The following is a 16912-nucleotide window of genomic DNA, read 5'->3' on the forward strand; positions in this document are numbered from 1 at the left end:
GTCACTCCGTCGTCCATCCGTCCCGGGCGCCCGCCGGGCCGCGCCGGGCCACCGCGCAGGTCGCCACCGCCGGGCCGGGGCCGCCCGACTTACTCTTCGGTACGAGCAGTTCGCCGCCGCCCGCCAGCGCCGCCGCCTCCGCCACCGAGGCCACCCCGAGCGCCGCCAGCGCGGTCGGCGAGGAGTGCGGGGTCCCCACCGAGGCCAGCACCCCGGGCGCCCAGGAGCGCAGCTCCACCCCCAGCAGCCGGGCCGCCTCGACGATGCCCGGCTCGGTGGCCTTCGCCTCGACGGTGGCCAGCTCCAGCAGGGGCCCGGCGTCCGGGCCCAGCTCCGCCAGCACCTCGCGCACCAGCCCGTACACCGCCTCGGCCGGAGCGTCGCGGCAGGCGCCGACGCCCACCACCAGCCCGGCCCCGGTGCGGGAGGCGGTCATACGGCCGCGCCCGGCCGCACCGCGCGGGCCACCAGGCGGGCCGCCGCCGTCGGCAGGGCGGCCCAGTGGACGTGCAGGTAGGAGGCGTGCACGCCGCCCTGGGCGAAGCCCTCGGTGCGGGGCGGGCCCGGCCGCACCACGCCCCACGCCGGGTCGGTGCCCGCGCCGGGCTCCAGGCGGGTGCGGTGGAACTCGTGGCCGGAGACCCGGGTTCCGGCCGGGGCCAGCACGCTGTCGGCGACCGCCACCGCGTCCCGGTAGCCCAGCGTCAGCCGCTCCGTCATCCGCGCGGAGGCGTCCAGCACGCCGCACATCGGGGCCCCGTCCAGCTCGCGCGCCAGGTAGAGCAGGCCCGCGCACTCGGCGGCGACCGGTGCCCCGGCGGCGGCCAGCGCGGCCACCTCGGCGCGGAGCGCGGCGTTGGCCGACAGCTCCGGGGCGTAGACCTCGGGGAAGCCGCCGCCGATCACCAGCGCGCCGGTGGACTCGGGGAGTCGTTCGTCGCGGAGCGGGTCGAAGGGGACCACATCGGCGCCGGCCGCCGTCAGCAGTTCGGCGTGCTCGGCGTAGGAGAAAGTGAAGGCGGCGCCGCCCGCCACCGCCACCACGGGGCGCGGCCCGGCCGGCGGGGGAGTCCCCGCACCGGCGGCCAGTGCCCCGGCCGGGTCCCAGGGCGCGCCGGTCAGCGGTGGCGCCGAACGGGCCAGCGCCCACAGCGCGTCCAGGTCGCACCCCGCGCGGACCTGCTCGGCCATGGCCGCCACCGCCGCCACCGCGTCCGGCTCCCGTTCCGCCACCGGGACCAGGCCCAGGTGGCGGGAGGGCGTCGCCGCCTGCGGGGTGCGGCGCAGCACGCCGAGCACGTCGACGCCCGCCTCGTCCAAGGCCTCCCGCAGCAGCTCCTCGTGCCGGTCGGAGCCGACCTTGTTGAGGATGACCCCGCCGATCCGCACCTCGGGGTCCCAGGAGGCGAAGCCGTGCACCAGCGCCGCCACCGACCGGGACTGCGAGGAGCCGTCGACCACCAGCACCACCGGCGCCCGCAGCGCCTTCGCCAGCTGCGCCGTGGAGGCCAGTTCGCCCTGGCCCGCCGCACCGTCGTACAGCCCCATCACGCCCTCCACCACGGCCAGGTCGGCCCCGGCCGCGCCGTGCGCGAAGAGCGGGCCGAGCAGTTCGGTGCCGCAGAGGTAGGCGTCGAGGTTGCGGCCCGGGCGGCCGGTGGCCAGCGCGTGGTAGCCCGGGTCGATGTAGTCGGGGCCCCCCTTGTGCGGCGAGACGGTGAGGCCCCGCGCGGTGAAGGCGGCCATCAGGCCGGTCGCCACCGTCGTCTTGCCGGAGCCCGACGACGGGGCCGCCACCACCAGGCGGGGGATGCGCAGCGTCCTCACCACTCGATGCCCCGCTGGCCCTTCTGGCCCGCGTCCATCGGGTGCTTCACCTTGGTCATCTCGGTGACCAGGTCGGCGAAGTCGACCAGTTCGGCGGGGGCGTTGCGGCCGGTGATCACCACGTGCTGGTTGCCGGGCCGGTTCCGCAGCACCTCGATCACCTCGGCGGTGTCGATCCACCCCCAGTGCAGCGGATAGGCGAACTCGTCCAGCACGTACAGCCGGTACGTCTCGGCGGCCAGGTCGCGCTTGACCTGCTCCCAGCCCTCGCGGGCCTTGGCCTCGTTGTCCTGCTGGTCGTCGCGCTGGACCCAGGACCAGCCCTCGCCCATCTTGTGCCAGTCGACGCGGCCGCCCTCACCGCTGGCGCCCAGCGTCTTCAACGCGTTCTCCTCGCCGACCTTCCACTTCGCCGACTTGACGAACTGGAACACCCCGATCGGCCACCCCTGGTTCCAGGCGCGCAGCGCCAGCCCGAAGGCCGCCGTCGACTTGCCCTTGCCCGGTCCCGTGTGGACCGCGACCAGCGGGCGGTTGCGGCGCTGACGTGTGGTGAGTCCGTCCTCGGGGACGACGGACGGCTGTCCCTGCGGCATTACGCGGCCCTCCTGGCCCTCGGGTGATCGGTGACGTCCTTGACCAGGCCGGTGAGCGCCTCGGCCCTCAGCTCGTCCAAGGTGACGGCGGTGCCCCGCAGTTCGCGGGCGAGTTCCCCGGCGAGCCCGAGGCGGACCGGGCCCGTCTCGCAGTCGACGACCACGCTCGCCGTCGCCTCGGCGGCGTGCAGCCGGGCCGCCCTGGCCGTGAGCGCCACCGGCTCGGGACCGCCGGTGGCCCGGCCGTCGGTGACCACGACCAGCAGCGGGCGGCGCGTGGCGTCCCGCAGCCGCTCCACCCGGAGCACGTCGTGGGCCTTCAGCAGCCCGGCCGCCAGCGGGGTCCGCCCGCCGGTCGGCAGCGCCTGGAGCCGGGCGGCGGCCGCGTCCACCGAGGAGGTCGGCGGCAGCGCCACCTCCGCCTCACGGCCCCGGAAGGTCACCAGCCCGACCTTGTCGCGCCGCTGGTAGGCGTCGAGGAGCAGCGACAGCACCGCCCCCTTGACCGCGCCCATCCGCTTGCGCGCCGCCATCGACCCGGAGGCGTCCACCACGAAGAGGACGAGGTTGCCCTCGCGGCCCTCCCGGGTCGCCTGCCGCAGGTCGTCGCGGCGCACCACCAGGCCCCGGCCCGACCGGCCGCGCGCCCGCTGGTGCGGGGCGGCCGCCCGGACCGTCGCCGTCAGGTGCAGCTTGGTCAGCGCCCCCTCGGGACGGGTGGCCCCGGTGGTCCTGCCGTGCTCGGTACGCGCCCGGGACCTGCGCCCCGCCGCGCCCGCGCCGAGCCCCGGCACGCTCAGCACCTTGGTGCGGAACGGCTCGCCCGCCGCCACCGCCCGCTGCTCGGCCGAGGCGGGACGGGGCGTACCGCCGCCGGAGTCGCCGGGCTCCGCGCCGGTCAGCGCCTCGGGGGCGCCCTCGGGTGCGGGGGCACCGGAGTCCTCGGTCCGCTGCGGAGGGAGGCCGCCCGAGCCGTCACCGGCACCGTCGCCGGGGTCGGGCTGTCCGCCTCCGCCCCCGCCGCCGTCCGGGCCGCGCCCGTCGTCATCACCGTCCGGGTCCTGGGGCGCCTGCCCCTCGGGCGGCGTCGGCGGCTCGTCCTCGGGGTCGTCGGCGGCGGCGTCCCGCAGCACCTCGTCCAGCTTCTCCTCGTCCAGGCCCGGCGCGTCGAAGGGGTTGCGGCGGCGCCGGTGCGGCAGCGCCAGCAACGCGGCCTGGCGTACGTCCTCCACCGCGACCTCGGTCCGGCCCGCCCAGGCCGCCAGGGCGGTCGCGGTGCGGGCCATCACCAGGTCGCCGCGCATCCCGTCCACCTCGAAGGCCGCGCAGACCGCCGCGACGCGGCGCAGCGCGCCGTCGCCCAGGCGGACCTGGGGGAGCAGCGCCCGGGCGGCGGCCACCCGCTCGCGCAGCCCGGCCTCCTCGCCGGCCCAGCGGCCCGCGAAGGCGGCCGGGTCGTCCTCGAAGGCGAGCCGGCGGCGCACCACCTCGACGCGCTGGCCGGGCTCCCGGGAGGCGGCCACCTCGACGGTCAGCCCGAACCGGTCCAGGAGCTGCGGGCGCAGCTCGCCCTCCTCCGGGTTCATCGTGCCGACCAGCAGGAAACGGGCCGCGTGCCGTACCGAGACGCCCTCGCGCTCCACGTACGAGGCGCCCATCGCCGCCGCGTCGAGCAGCAGGTCGATCAGGTGGTCGTGGAGGAGGTTGACCTCGTCGACGTAGAGGATGCCCCGGTGCGCGTCGGCCAGCAGGCCCGGCTCGAACGCCTTCACGCCCTCGGCCAGGGCCCGTTCGATGTCGAGGGCGCCGACCAGCCGGTCCTCGGAGGCGCCGACCGGCAGCTCCACCATCCGGGCCGCCCGCTCGCCGCCGGGCCCGTCCGCCGGGTGCGGCCCGTCCGGGCAGCCCGGGTCGGGCGCGGCCGGGTCGCAGGAGAACCGGCACCCCTCCACGGTCCGCACCGCCGGCAGCAGCGCGGCCAGCGCGCGGACGGCCGTCGACTTGGCGGTGCCCTTCTCCCCCCGGACGAGGACACCGCCGACCGCCGGGGAGACCGCGTTCAGCAGCAGCGCCAGCCGCAGGTCGTCCTGACCGACGATCGCGGTGAACGGATAACGGGAACTGGTACTCATCGGGACTTCACTCCTTCACTCACCGGGACTCCGCACCGCGCGGCGGCGGCACGGGTACGGCGGACGGGGGACGCGGGGCCGGGAGGTACGGACGGGCGGCTCACGGCGCGCCCGGCGGCAGGAACGGCAGGCCGGGCGGGGCGCCCTGCTCGATGAGGCGCAGCAGGGCGCCGGTGTCGGCGTGCTCCTCGATCAGGTCGCCGAGCCGGTCGAGCTGCTCCTCGCGGAGGCGGCCGAAGGAGGTGCCGGGCGCCGGGACGAAGCGGCGGCCCGCGGCCCGGGCCACCTCGGTGAGGAACGCCCTGCGGTAGCCGTCGCTCTCCAGCGAGCCGTGCCAGTGGGTGCCCCAGACGGCGCCGGCCCGGCAGCCGTCCAGGGCGCGCCCGCCGGCGTCGGTGAAGACCGGCTCGCCGCCGAGCACCTCGGCGACGCCGTGGTGGATCTCGTACCCCTCGACGGGCTCGCCCAGCGCCGAACCGCTCGGCCGGGCCAGCGTCTTCTCCACCGCGAACCGCACCCGCACCGGCAGCACGCCGAGCCCTTCGACGGTGCCCGCGCGGGACTCCACCTCGTCCTCGATCCGCTCGCCGAGCAGCTGGTAGCCGCCGCAGATGCCGAGCACCGGACGCCCCTCGGCGACCCGGCGCAGCAGCGCGTCCGCGAGACCCCGCTCGCGCAGCCAGGCCAGCGCGCGGACCGTGCCCCGGGTGCCGGGGACCACCACGAGGTCGGCGTCGGCCAGTTCCTCGGGCCGGTCCACGAACCGCACCACGACGCCCGGTTCGGCGGCCAGCGCGTCCACGTCGGTGAAGTTGGACATCAGCGGCACCGCGCAGACCGCGACCCGCAGCACCTCCTCGCCGGCCGGCGGCGCCACCACCGACTCGCGGACCGCGCCGCGCAGCGAGACGCGCAGCCCGTCCTCCTCGTCGATGCCGAGCCCGTCTGCGTACGGCAGGACGCCGTAGGTGTGGCGGCCGGTGATGCCCCGCAGCATCTCGATGCCGGGCTTCAGCAGCTCCACGTCCCCCCGGAACTTGTTGACGACGTACCCGGCGACCAGCGCCTGGTCCTCGGGAGCCAGCAGCGCCGTGGTGCCGAAGAACGAGGCGAAGACGCCGCCCCGGTCGATGTCACCGACCACCAGCACCGGCAGCTTCGCTGCCCGGGCCACGCCCATGTTGACGATGTCGGTCCGGCGCAGGTTGATCTCGGCGGGGCTGCCCGCGCCCTCGCAGACCACCACGTCGTGGGTGGCCCGCAACTCGGCCAGGCAGGCGAGGACCGGCTCCAGCAGTGCCTCCCGGCGGCCCCCCGACACCGCCCGGGCCGGCTCGTCCGGGCGTACCGAGCCGAAGAAACCCCGGGCGCTCAGCTCCCCGACCGGCTTGCCGAGCAGCACCACCTGGCTGGAGCGGTCGCCGCCGGGCTTGAGCAGCACCGGGTTCATCAGCGCCGTCGGCTCCACGCGGGCCGCCTGGGCCTGCATCGCCTGGGCCCGGCCGATCTCCGCGCCCTCCCTGGTCACGAACGAGTTGAGGGACATGTTCTGCCCCTTGAACGGCGCCACCTTCACCCCGCGCCGCGCCAGCCACCGGCAGATGCCGGCCGTCAGCACGCTCTTCCCGGCGTCCGAGGTGGTCCCCGCGATCAGCACTCCGCCGCTCATGCCCCTGCCCCTCCCTGTCCTGTCGCCGCGCGCCGTGCGCGCCCGCGTATCGCTCCGGCGGCCAGCCGCGCGCCGGCCCCCGCGACCAGCGCCAGCGCGCCGATTCGCCGGGAGAGCCGGGCGGCCCGCTCGATGTCACCGGGCCGCACCGCGCGGCCCGAGCCGCCCAGCACGGGCCGGTGCTCGGTCCGCCCGCCGTAGGTGAGGGTGCCGCCGAGCCGTACGCCCAGCGCCCCGGCGAACGCCGCCTCGACCGGGCCCGCGTTGGGGCTCGGGTGGCGGTGCGCGTCGGACCGCCAGGCGCGCAGGGCGCCGCGCGGGTCGGGCCCGGCGAGGACGGCGAGGGCCGCCGTGAGCCGGGCCCCCGGGTACCCGACGGCGTCGTCGAGGCGGGCCGAGGCCCAGCCGAACCGGCGCAGCCGGGGCGACTTGTGGCCGACCATCGCGTCCAGCGTGTTGACGGCCCGGAAGCCGGCCAGTCCCGGGACGCCAGCGACCGCGCCCCACACCAGGGCACCGACCACCGCGTCCGAGGTGTTCTCGGCGACCGACTCGACCACCGCCCGGGCCAGCGCGTCCGCGTCCAGCGCCTCGGGGTCGCGCCCGCAGAGCCGGGGCAGCAGCCGCCGGGCCTCGGCCACGTCCCCGGCCTCCAGGGCAGCGCCGATCAGCCGGGCCTCGCGCACCAGCGAGGTGCCGCCGACCACCGCCCAGGTCGTGGCGGCGGTCAGCGCGACGGCCGCGCACGGGTGAGGTCGGACGGCCCGGGCGGCCAGCGCGGCCCCGGCGGTGACGCCTCCGGCGCAGAGCGCGGTGTGCAGCGCGCCCCAGCCCCGGTGGTCGTGGAACAGGCGCCGCTCGACGGCCGATGCGGCCCGGCCGAAGAGGGCCACGGGGTGGCCCCGGCGGGGGTCGGCGAAGAGGGCGTCGGCCAGCAGTCCGGCGGTGGCGCCGTACGCGAAGACGCGGTCGGCACGGTCCACGGGGCTCAGCCCGTTCGGCGCTCGGCGTACCGGGGGAGCAGGTCAGGGGGCGGCGACGGGCAGCCACGCATGGCGGTGTGTCCTCACTCAGGGTCCGCGCCCTGGTTCGACGTGACCGGGGGCGAGAGTCTCCTGGCTTCCGGATCGGCGGCATCCCCTGGCCTTCCAGCCCCAGATCGGGGGCCGTGGCGCTGGGCGGAGATGCCGCTCCCCGGTGACAGTGGCGGGACCGCGCCGGATTCTCACCGGCTTCCTCTGCTGCCTCCGTGTTTCGGCCCGGGCAGTCCACCACGCTCCCGGAACACCAGTCAACTCACCGTTGACCTGCGACGAAGAGTGTGTGGAGCCCCACAGCCGGGGCCGGTGCGCGGATACGCCGAAGGGCGGGCCGGACGGCGTACGTCCGGCCCGCCCTTCCCGGCGGGTGGTGGCCCTAGGCCACGATGATGTAGATCCCGTAGGCGACCGCCGCCGCGCAGAGCGCGAAGCAGAGGTAGCCGCCGGCCTTCGCCGCGACACCCGACCCGCCGCCCTGGGCCCCGCTCGCGGCCTTGGAGAGGCCCACGATGCCCAGGGTGAAGAAGCCGACGAGCGCGACGGTGACCACGAGGCTCACGCCGAAGACGGAGCCGAGAGCTGCCCAGTCGATGTTCATGGTGAGGTGTCCTTACGTACGCGAGGCCGGGTCAGACCTTGGCCGGCCGGGCGGCCGGTTCGGTCGTGGCGGAGGAGTGGCCGGGCTGGGCCGGGATCGACCCGAGCGGGGAGCCGTCCGCCTCCTCGGAGGCGACAGCCGCGCCGGTGGGCGGCGGGGCCACGGAGGCCATCGCCTGGGTGACGACGCCCGAGGGCTCGTCCCGCACCGGGTCCACGTCGTTGACGTTGTCGTGGGTGACGGGGGAGCGGCGCGAGCGGAGCCAGATCGCGAAGGACCCGCCGACCAGCAGGACCGCGGTGGCGGCGACGCCCCAGTCGCCCTGCTTGGTGAGGAGTTCGGCGGCCGCGCCGACCAGGGCGGCGGCCGGCAGGGTCAGACCCCAGGCGACGAACATCCGGGTGGCGGTCGACCAGCGGACCACGCCGCCCTTGCGGCCGAGGCCCGCACCCATCACCGCGCCGGAGCACGACTGGGTGGTGGAGAGGGAGAAGCCCAGGTGGGAGGAGGCCAGGATGACCGTCGCGGCGCTGGTCTGGGCGGCGAAGCCCTGCGGCGGCGTGAGATCGGTGAGGCCCTTGCCCATGGTCCGGATGATGCGCCAGCCGCCCAGGTACGTACCGAGCGCGATGGCGACACCGGCGGAGACGATGACCCACATCGGGGGGTTGGAGCCGGGGGCGAGGACACCGCCGGTGACCAGGGCGAGGGTGATGACACCCATCGTCTTCTGGGCGTCGTTGGTGCCGTGCGCCAGCGAGACCAGGCCGGCCGAGGCGATCTGCCCGGCGCGGTAGCCCTTGGCGGTGGACTTCTCGTCCACGTTCCGGTTGATCCGGAAGGTCAGCCGGGTGGCGAGCATCGCGGCGAGGCCGGCGACGAGCGGCGCGGCGATCGCGGGCAGCAGCACCTTGGTGACGACGGTGCCGCCGTTGACGGAGGACCAGCCCGCCGACATCACCGCGGCGCCGATGAGGCCGCCGAAGAGCGCGTGCGAGGAGCTCGACGGCAGGCCGACGAGCCAGGTCAGAAGATTCCACAGAATGGCGCCTACGAGGGCGGCGAAGATGACTTCTGTCTTCAGGCCGTCCTCGTTGATGAGTCCGCCGGAGATCGTCTTGGCGACCTCCACGGAGAGGAACGCGCCGACGAGGTTGAGCACGGCGGACATCGCCACCGCGGCCTTGGGCCTCATCGCGCCGGTCGAGATGGTGGTGGCCATCGCGTTGGCTGTGTCGTGGAAACCGTTCGTGAAGTCGAACACGAGAGCGGTCACGATCACGATCCCGAGGAGAAGCGTGATGTGTTCCATTTACCCGGACTTCTGTGGGACGTCGTTGGCTCGTTGAACGTAGGGGCGCTGAGTGAACGGAAGATGAACTGGGGCAGGCAACGTGGTGACCCGAAACGGAGCCCCCTCGGCCGCCTCACCCCCAGCCCCGCCCCGACCCCTTGGGAGAGCGGGCCGGGGTACCCCTACCGCCCCGGGACACGGGCCCCCGGCGTGGTTCCCGCAGCCGCCCGATGTGAGGCAGCTCGCACCGGAGACAGGGGGACGGGGCGCCGAAACGGAATGGGGCGCGTGCCCCGGCACACGCCCGGCCGGTGGCAGGATGCGCGGCCATGGAGAAGAACCGCGCGCACCCCGGCCGCCCCTGGCAGCTCCTGGAGGACCAGGCCGTCGCCCACGCCTGGCGCGACCTCGTGGAAACGGCCCGGGCCACCGTCCGCGACGGACTGGTGGTCGGCACCTCCGGCAACGTCTCGGTCCGCGTCACCCCCGACCGCCCGGCCGTCGCCACGGAGGACCTCGTCCTCATCACCCCCACCGGCGTCCCCTACGACCGGCTCGGCCCCGAGGACACCGTCGCCGTCACCCTCGACGGCCGCCAGGTGCTTGGCACCCTGAAACCCACCACCGAACTCCCCCTCCACCTCGCCGTGTACCGCACCGGCACCGCCCGCGCCGTCGTCCACACCCACGCCCCCCACGCCACCGCCGTCTCCACGCTCGTCGACACCCTGCCGCCGGTCCACTACATGGCGGCCGCGCTCGGCGGCCCCGTCCGCACCGCCCCCTACGCCCTGTACGGCAGCCAGGAACTCGCCGATCACCTCCTCGAAGCCCTCCGGGACCGCACCGCCTGCCTGCTGCGCAACCACGGCACCGTCACCACCGGCGACACCCTCACCGAGGCCCTGGACCGCACCGCCCAGCTGGAGTGGATGTGCCGTGTCTGGCTGCTCGCCCGCTCCGTCCCCGGCCACACTCCCTCCCTCCTGGACGCCGGCCAGCTCGCGGCCGCCGCCGAGCAGCTGCGCGGCTACGGCCAGCCGGGCGGGTGACCTACGGCCCGGCCCGTCACCCGCCGGGCCCCGCCCACTGGCCCCGCGCCCCCCGGTGGCCGCAGACTGGAGCGGTGCGTATCGCCCGAACGACGGCACTGGCCGTCACCGCCGCAGTCGGAGCCGGGGCCGCCGCCGTAGCGGCCGGCCGGTACGCCAGTGACGCCGCCCTGCGGCTCCCGGCGGGCCACCGGCTGCCCACCGAGCCCAAGCTGACGGTCCACCGCGCCGAGGCCGGACGGATCACCCTCACCCGCGACCTGGCCTCCCTGCGCCCGGGCCGCTACGGCCTCACGGGCCGCGACTTCCACGCCGCCGTCGGGCCGGTGCTCGACCGGACCGACGGCGAGGTCGCCGCCGACACCGTCGTCCGCCGCCTGGAACGCGTCTTCCACGGCACCCCCGACACCGGCGACCGGGCCTGGCTCACCCCCCAGCTCTACGGCGGGGACCCCGCCACCGCCCTCGGCCTCTCCTACGCCGAGGTCGAGATCCCCGGCGAACTGGGAGTCCTGCCCGGCTGGGTGGTCCCCGGCGACCGCCGCACCTGGGTCCTGGCCGTCCACGGCCTGGCCGGCACCATCGAGCACCCCATGGTCGTCATGGACCAGCTGCACCGCCTGGGCCTGCCGGTCCTCTCCCTCGCCTATCGCGGCGACCTGGGCGCCCCGCGCTCCCCGGACGGCCTCAACCACCTCGGCGACACCGAGTGGCGCGACGTCGACGCGGCCCTGCGCTTCGCCGTCGCCAACGGCGCCGCCCGCGTCATCCTCTACGGCTGGTCCACCGGCGCCACCATGGCCCTGTTCACCGCCGCCCGCTCCTCGCTGCGCGGCCACATCGGGGGCCTGGTCCTCGACTCCCCGGTCCTCGGCCGCGCCCAGACGGTCCGCGCCCTGGCCGCCGCCAAGCACGTCCCGAACGCCTTCCTCCCCCTCGCCGTCCGTGCCGCCGAAGGCCGCACCGGCCTCACCGACGACCGCCTCCCGCACATCGGCGGCCCCGAGGGCATCCGCGTCCCCACGCTCCTCCTCCACGGCCCCGACGACGAGATCGCCTCCTACGACTACTCCCTGGCCCTCGCCCGCAGCCGCCCCGACCTCATCACCCTCCACACGGTCCCCGACGCCCCCCACGCCGCCATGTGGAACGCCTCCCCGTCCACCTACGACGAGTCCCTACGCCGCTTCCTGACCCCCCTCCTCTGACACCGCGCCGGACGTGGCCGCGCCGCGTCTGGGCTGTGGCCGCGCCGCGGCTGGGGGCGCTTGCTGCCCGTGCCGGTCGCCGACTGGCCTCAGGCGCCGGCCGGGCTGTCTTTTGTGGGCTGCGCTCCGCCCTCGACCTTCCGGCCGTGCCCCTGCGGGTCACCGATTGGCCTCAATCGCCGGCCGGGCTGTAGGGGTTCGCGGTTCGTTCGCCGTGTGGGGCGGGCGGGGCCGGGCCGGGGTACCTCCTCACAAACTGCAGGGTGCGGGGTCAGTCGCTTCAAGGCGGCCGTGTGTGCAGTTTGCTGCGGGGGCACCCCGACCCGTCCCCGCCCTTCCGTCTCGTCGGCGTCGTCCCGCCGGTGGGAGAGGAAAAGACAGACCGTCCCCGATTGATCTCTGTGGCGAGCGGGACCGACGAGGGTGGTCGCTGTGGAGAGGCCCGGTATGGGTGACGGCCTCCATCCCTCCCCCGGCGGTTGGCCGCGTACGAGACCGTGGGGTGGGGTCGTGTCGGGGTGCCCCCGCAGCAAACTGCACGCTAGGCAGCCATGCTCCAATTGACCCCGCACCATGCAGTTTGTGAGGAGGTACCCCGGCGCGGCACCGCCCCACCCACGCACCGGAGGAACCGCGCCCCTCACAGCCCGGCCGGCGCTTGAGGCCAGTCAGTGACCGGCACGGTCACGACCGGCAGGCGGGGAAGCCAGGCGCAGCCACAACCCACCCAACATCAGCCCGGCCGGCGCTCGAGGCCATCAGTGACCCGCAGGGCCACCACAGGAAGGCGGGCAGGCGAAGCCCAGCCACGACGAACCCCAGCCCGGCCGGCGCGAGGCCACCAGCGACGGCGGCGCAAACCCCCCGCACCCGAGAAACGGGCCCAGCCCGGGCAGAGCCCCACCCCAACCCCCACCCGGGAGGGGACAAAGCGGCTGGAACATTTCGCTCCGAGCCGCCCATAGCAGCCCCGCCCCCGCTTCCGTTTGGGATTTCCGGGTTTCACCCGGAAGACTGCCCCCGTGACGTCCCGTATCCCGCGCGACTCCAGGCTCAGAATCGTCCGCCCACGACCCCTCGCCGCCGCCCCGGCCGCGGTCGCCGAACGCCGGGCCCGCAGGCCCGCCCCCCGCCCGCCCGAGGGCACCCCGCCCCGGGCCCGGCTCGCCGCCATGGCGAGGGAGGGCCTGGCCGACGCCGTCCGGGTCGCCCGCTGGGCCGAGGCGGCCCTGCCACGCGGCGGCCCCGCCGCCCAGCCGGCCGCACCCGCCGACGGGGAGGGCACGCTCTCCGAGGCGACCGCCGCCCGCGCCGCGGGTGAGCTGGGGCTGACCCCGGCCAAAGTCCGCGCCGACTGGGACACCGCCCGCCTCGCCGGTCTGGTCGAGGTGCACGGCGGCGTGGCCCGCCCCGGCTGGCGCCTGCGCGCCTGGGACCGGGACGACTCCGCCGTGCTGCGCGGCTGGGTGGCGCTCTTCGACGCCTGGTCGCTGGTCCACCCCGGCCCCGACGAGCTGACCCCCGCCGCGGGCGCCGAGGTGATCGAGGCCGTCCCGCAGCTGCTGACCCTGCTCCAGCTCTCGGACGGCCCCGTCCCGGTCACGCAGCTCCTGGACCTCCTCGAACAGCGCGTGGAGGAACTGCGCACCCAGCGCTGCGAGATCCCGTACGGCCCCCGGACCGAACCGGCGGCCGAACCGGCCGAACCGGCCGAGGACGTCCCGCTGGCCACCCTGCTCGACTGGGCCCTGCACGGCCTCGCCGCCGTCGGCGCCCTCACCTACGCCGACGGCCACGCCACGCTGACCCCGCTCGGCAGCTGGTCGGTGTGGGTGCGGCTGGAGCAGATCTGCGTGGCCGCCCAGAGCCCGGCGGGCAACATCGAGCAGCCCGCCGAGGAGATGCTGCGCGGCTGCGCCCGGCTGCGCCCGCAGTCGGCCCGCTCCGAGTACCGCGCCTGGCTCGCCGCCCGCCCGGTCGGCAGCGCCGTGGCCGAGCTGCTGGAGGCGGCCCGGGGCGAGGACGCCATGGTGCGCAGCCTCGCCTTCGAGGCGCTCCGCGTCGTGGGCGCCCCCGCCGAGGCCGAGGTGCGCGCCGCCGCCGAGGACGCCCTGCTGCGCCCCTACGCCCTGCTCTGGCTCGCCGAGCACGACGGCACCGACCCCGAGGACGCGCCGCTGGTCCTCAGCCGCCAGGAGGCCACCTGGCTCTGGGTCGACACGGCCGCCGCCGTCGCCGACCACGGCGAGGCCCCGCTGCTCGTACGGCACCTGGAGGCGGCCGTGCAGCCGACGGTGCCCGCGCTCCTCGCGGACGTGCGGGCGGTCGGCCACCCCCGCACCGTCCAGGTGCTGGTGGCGCTGGCCGCCGCCCACCCGGACCCGGCGCTCGCCAAGGCCGTGCGCCGGGCGGCGTTCCAGGTACACACCGGCGGCGCCTGAGCGGCGTCGGGGCCCGGCCCGCCGCCGGGCCCCGGCCGCCGCGTCAGGCGGGCAGCTGCGGACCGTACGTACCGAAGCTCCAGATGTTGCCCTCGGCGTCCCGCGCCATGTAGTCGCGGGAGCCGTACTCCTGGTCGGTCGGGGGGACGAGGATCTCGACGCCGTCGTGGGCGGCGGCCCGGGCGTGGTGGGCGTCCACGTCGGCGACGACGACGTAGACGCCGACCGGTCCGCCGTCCGCCATCGCCCGGTCGTAGGCGCTGCCGGTGCCCTTGGGGCCGATCATCACCGCGCCGTTGCCCAGCGACAGCTCGGCGTGGGCGATCTGCCCGTCGTCTGTCTCGTAGACCGCGGCCGGGGCGAAGCCGAACGCCTCGGTCAGGGTCCGCACGGCCGCCCGGGCGTCCGCGTAGAGGATCGTCGGGAAGACGGTGGGGGGTCCGCTCGCCGTGGCGGCCATGGCATGCGCTCCTCGGGTATCCGGGGCCGGTGCGGGTGATTCCGCTCACCGGTGGGAGGGGCGCCGGTCGGCCCCGGTGCCGAGTATCTGCCGGTTCCTGCCCCCGCGCCCCCGGGGAGTGCGCCGTCCGTGGGGCGAAAAGCGGTTGACCGCCGCCGGTAGAATCGCCGTATGGCCATTCTCCTCACGCATTAGACGGCGTCGACCGTTCTCTTCAGTCCGCCGTCCGTTCCATTCCTGCCCAGGAGTCTGTCCGTGATCACCGCCTCCGGTGTCGAGCTGCGCGCCGGCGCCCGCGTCCTCATCGAGTCCGCCACCTTCCGTATCGCCAAGGGCGACCGCATCGGCCTCGTCGGCCGCAACGGCGCGGGGAAGACCACCCTCACCAAGTGCCTCGCTGGCCAGGGCCAGCCCGCCGCCGGCACCATCACCTCCTCCGGCGAGGTCGGCTACCTCCCGCAGGACCCCCGCACCGGCGACCTCGACGTCCTCGCCCGCGACCGCATCCTCTCCGCCCGCGGCCTCGACACCCTGATCAAGAAGATGCGGGAGAACGAGCAGCGGATGGCCACCGGCCAGGGCGCCACCCGCGAGAAGGCGATGCGCAAGTACGAGCGGCTGGAGACGGAGTTCCTCACCAAGGGCGGGTACGCCGCCGAGGCCGAGGCCGCCACCATCGCCGCCGCGCTCAACCTCCCGGACCGGGTGCTCGGGCAGCCCCTGCACACCCTCTCGGGCGGTCAGCGGCGCCGGATCGAACTGGCCCGCATTCTCTTCTCCGACGCCGACGTGCTGCTCCTGGACGAGCCCACCAACCACCTCGACGCGGACTCCATCGCCTGGCTGCGCGACTACCTGAAGACCTACCGCGGCGGCTTCATCGTGATCTCCCACGACGTCGACCTGGTCGAGACCGTCGTCAACAAGGTCTTCTACCTGGACGCCAACCGCGCCCAGATCGACATCTACAACATGGGCTGGAAGCTCTACCAGCAGCAGCGCGAGGCCGACGAGAAGCGCCGCCGCCGCGAGCGCCAGAACGCCGAGAAGAAGGCCGCGACCCTCAACGCCCAGGCCGACAAGATGCGCGCCAAGGCCACCAAGACGGTCGCCGCGCAGAACATGGCCCGCCGCGCCGAGCGCCTGCTCTCCGGCCTGGAGGCCGAACGGGTCAGCGACAAGGTCGCCAAGCTGCGCTTCCCCGAGCCCGCCCCCTGCGGCAAGACCCCGCTCACCGCCGAGGGCCTCTCCAAGTCGTACGGTTCGCTGGAGATCTTCACCGACGTCAGCCTCGCCATCGACAAGGGCTCCCGGGTCGTCATCCTCGGCCTCAACGGCGCCGGCAAGACCACCCTGCTGCGGCTGCTCGCCGGCACCGAGAAGCCCGACACCGGCAGCGTCGTCGAGGGCCACGGCCTCAAGCTCGGCTATTACGCCCAGGAGCACGAGACGCTCGACCCCGACCGCACCGTCCTGGAGAACATGCGCTCGGCCGCGCCCGACCTGGACCTGGTCGAGGTCCGCAAGACGCTCGGCTCGTTCCTCTTCTCCGGCGACGACGTCGACAAGCCGGCCGGAGTCCTCTCCGGCGGCGAGAAGACCCGGCTGGCGCTCGCCACCCTGGTCGTCTCCTCGGCCAACGTGCTGCTCCTGGACGAGCCCACCAACAACCTCGACCCGGCCAGCCGCGAGGAGATCCTCGGCGCGCTCAAGACGTACAAGGGCGCCGTCGTCCTCGTCACCCACGACGAGGGCGCCGTCGACGCGCTCCAGCCCGAGCGGATCATCCTGCTCCCCGACGGGGTCGAGGACCTCTGGGGCGCGGACTACCTCGACCTGGTCACCCTGGCCTGACCACACGCACCCTCTCGGAGCCGTCCGCCCTGTCCGGGGCGGGCGGCTCCGGCGTGTGCGCCGGGCGCGTCGGCCGGCGCGTTCCCCCGTGGGTGGGAACGGAGCGCGGAGATCGTCCTCGGATGGATCATTCGGCCCAGTCCTGATCCGTCATCTGCGTGAGCGGCTCTCACCCCCGCGCCCCGCCGCCGTCGACAGGCGGCGCCCAGGACGCCTCTTCCTGCACACAGCCCTTGTGCCGCTTGGCCTGTGCCGCTCCGCCACGCTGACCAGCCGGTTCCCCGCGACACTCGTTCGGCGGCAGGGCGCGGAACCGTGCGGAATGCTTGATTCCACTGGCCATGGCCCATTTCCCTGGCAAAACCCGCTCCCGCCGACCTTGCCGAATGGGTGGCCAGGAAGGCCGGGAGGGGTGATCATGAGAGACAAGAGCGCACTTCGCATGAGGAGGCACGGGTGGCCGAGACTCTGAAGAAGGGCAGCCGGGTGACCGGCGCGGCGCGCGACAAGCTCGCCGCCGACCTGAAGAGGAAGTACGACGACGGCGCGAGCATTCGTGCGCTGGCGGAGGAAACCGGACGTTCCTACGGGTTCGTCCACCGGATGCTCAGCGAATCCGGTGTCACACTGCGCGGACGCGGCGGCGCGACCAGAGGCAAGAAGCCCTCGTCGGACTGACCCCGCCTCGCGATCACCGCGGACATCATCACCTGCTCGCGTACCACCCGGTCGGTCCTCCGG

At 75.3% G+C, this 16912-nt stretch carries 14 protein-coding genes and 1 riboswitch; of the genes, 5 read left to right on the plus strand and 9 right to left on the minus strand.

The features are described 5' to 3' along the window. Position 1 precedes the first annotated feature (1 nt). The 8 genes from OIM89_RS24605 to OIM89_RS24640 all read right to left on the minus strand — a co-directional run bounded on the left by OIM89_RS24605 (position 2) and on the right by OIM89_RS24640 (position 9174). Positions 2–436 (minus strand): cobalamin biosynthesis protein, encoded by a 435-nt coding sequence (locus OIM89_RS24605; RefSeq protein ID WP_264491622.1) that lies wholly within the window; start codon positions 434–436, stop codon positions 2–4. After that, a complete protein-coding gene (locus tag OIM89_RS24610; RefSeq protein ID WP_175510462.1) occupies positions 433–1830 on the minus strand; it encodes a cobyrinate a,c-diamide synthase in 1398 nt (465 codons plus the stop codon). The genes OIM89_RS24605 and OIM89_RS24610 overlap by 4 nt, the downstream gene beginning before the upstream one ends. Next, positions 1824–2423, minus strand: a complete 600-nt coding sequence (cobO, locus tag OIM89_RS24615; protein WP_003947412.1) for a cob(I)yrinic acid a,c-diamide adenosyltransferase — start codon at positions 2421–2423, stop codon at positions 1824–1826. Before cobO ends, OIM89_RS24610 begins: the two co-directional genes overlap by 7 nt. After that, complete coding sequence (locus OIM89_RS24620; protein WP_264491623.1) at positions 2423–4555, minus strand: putative cobaltochelatase; 2133 nt, start codon at positions 4553–4555, stop codon at positions 2423–2425. Before OIM89_RS24620 ends, cobO begins: the two co-directional genes overlap by 1 nt. A 100-nt stretch (positions 4556–4655) precedes the next feature. Then, positions 4656–6224, minus strand: coding sequence for a cobyric acid synthase (locus OIM89_RS24625; RefSeq protein WP_151169857.1), 1569 nt, complete (start codon positions 6222–6224; stop codon positions 4656–4658). Beyond that, on the minus strand, positions 6221–7207 hold the full coding sequence (locus OIM89_RS24630) for a cobalamin biosynthesis protein (protein WP_151169859.1): 987 nt from the start codon (positions 7205–7207) through the stop codon (positions 6221–6223). Before OIM89_RS24630 ends, OIM89_RS24625 begins: the two co-directional genes overlap by 4 nt. A gap of 125 nt (positions 7208–7332) precedes the next feature. After that, positions 7333–7464: riboswitch (cobalamin riboswitch) on the minus strand. Positions 7465–7640: 176 nt separating this feature from the next. Continuing rightward, positions 7641–7862 (minus strand): hypothetical protein, encoded by a 222-nt coding sequence (locus OIM89_RS24635; RefSeq protein ID WP_030695040.1) that lies wholly within the window; start codon positions 7860–7862, stop codon positions 7641–7643. 31 nt (positions 7863–7893) lie between these two features. Beyond that, entirely contained in the window at positions 7894–9174 is a 1281-nt protein-coding gene (locus OIM89_RS24640) for an inorganic phosphate transporter (protein ID WP_030695039.1), read from the minus strand. Between the two features lie 311 nt (positions 9175–9485). Here OIM89_RS24640 and OIM89_RS24645 point away from each other — a divergent pair, with 311 nt between their 5' ends. From OIM89_RS24645 to OIM89_RS24655, 3 genes are all read left to right on the plus strand, one after another. After that, the gene (locus OIM89_RS24645) at positions 9486–10208 is read left to right on the plus strand and encodes a class II aldolase/adducin family protein (RefSeq protein ID WP_047468986.1); all 723 of its coding nucleotides are present in this window, start codon (positions 9486–9488) and stop codon (positions 10206–10208) included. Positions 10209–10282: 74 nt separating this feature from the next. After that, positions 10283–11416 carry an alpha/beta hydrolase gene (locus OIM89_RS24650; protein WP_047468983.1) on the plus strand — a complete coding sequence of 378 codons (1134 nt, stop codon included), beginning with the start codon at positions 10283–10285 and terminating at the stop codon, positions 11414–11416. Positions 11417–12438: 1022 nt separating this feature from the next. After that, a complete protein-coding gene (locus OIM89_RS24655) occupies positions 12439–13857 on the plus strand; it encodes a hypothetical protein (RefSeq protein ID WP_030695036.1) in 1419 nt (472 codons plus the stop codon). Between the two features lie 43 nt (positions 13858–13900). Here OIM89_RS24655 and OIM89_RS24660 read toward each other — a convergent pair whose 3' ends face one another. After that, complete coding sequence (locus OIM89_RS24660; protein WP_030695035.1) at positions 13901–14317, minus strand: VOC family protein; 417 nt, start codon at positions 14315–14317, stop codon at positions 13901–13903. 255 nt (positions 14318–14572) lie between these two features. Here OIM89_RS24660 and OIM89_RS24665 point away from each other — a divergent pair, with 255 nt between their 5' ends. Together OIM89_RS24665 and OIM89_RS24670 are read left to right on the plus strand one after the other, a co-directional pair. Then, the gene (locus OIM89_RS24665; protein ID WP_003947403.1) at positions 14573–16171 is read left to right on the plus strand and encodes an ABC-F family ATP-binding cassette domain-containing protein; all 1599 of its coding nucleotides are present in this window, start codon (positions 14573–14575) and stop codon (positions 16169–16171) included. Positions 16172–16627: 456 nt separating this feature from the next. Continuing rightward, entirely contained in the window at positions 16628–16849 is a 222-nt protein-coding gene (locus OIM89_RS24670) for a helix-turn-helix domain-containing protein (RefSeq protein ID WP_003947402.1), read from the plus strand. Positions 16850–16912 lie beyond the last annotated feature (63 nt).

The organism is Streptomyces sp. BI87 (assembly GCF_025957665.1).
In the GTDB taxonomy this organism is placed as follows: domain Bacteria; phylum Actinomycetota; class Actinomycetes; order Streptomycetales; family Streptomycetaceae; genus Streptomyces; species Streptomyces albidoflavus.

Excerpts from the sequence above, each read along its gene's own strand:
- OIM89_RS24605 (WP_264491622.1), bottom strand. The coding sequence starts at position 436 with ATGACCGCCTCCCGCACCGGGGCCGGGCTGGTGGTGGGCGTCGGCGCC.
- cobO (WP_003947412.1), bottom strand. The coding sequence starts at position 2,423 with ATGCCGCAGGGACAGCCGTCCGTCGTCCCCGAGGACGGACTCACCACA.
- OIM89_RS24620 (WP_264491623.1), bottom strand. The coding sequence starts at position 4,555 with ATGAGTACCAGTTCCCGTTATCCGTTCACCGCGATCGTCGGTCAGGAC.
- OIM89_RS24625 (WP_151169857.1), bottom strand. The coding sequence starts at position 6,224 with ATGAGCGGCGGAGTGCTGATCGCGGGGACCACCTCGGACGCCGGGAAG.
- OIM89_RS24635 (WP_030695040.1), bottom strand. The coding sequence starts at position 7,862 with ATGAACATCGACTGGGCAGCTCTCGGCTCCGTCTTCGGCGTGAGCCTC.
- OIM89_RS24640 (WP_030695039.1), bottom strand. The coding sequence starts at position 9,174 with ATGGAACACATCACGCTTCTCCTCGGGATCGTGATCGTGACCGCTCTC.
- OIM89_RS24645 (WP_047468986.1), top strand. The coding sequence starts at position 9,486 with ATGGAGAAGAACCGCGCGCACCCCGGCCGCCCCTGGCAGCTCCTGGAG.
- OIM89_RS24660 (WP_030695035.1), bottom strand. The coding sequence starts at position 14,317 with ATGGCCGCCACGGCGAGCGGACCCCCCACCGTCTTCCCGACGATCCTC.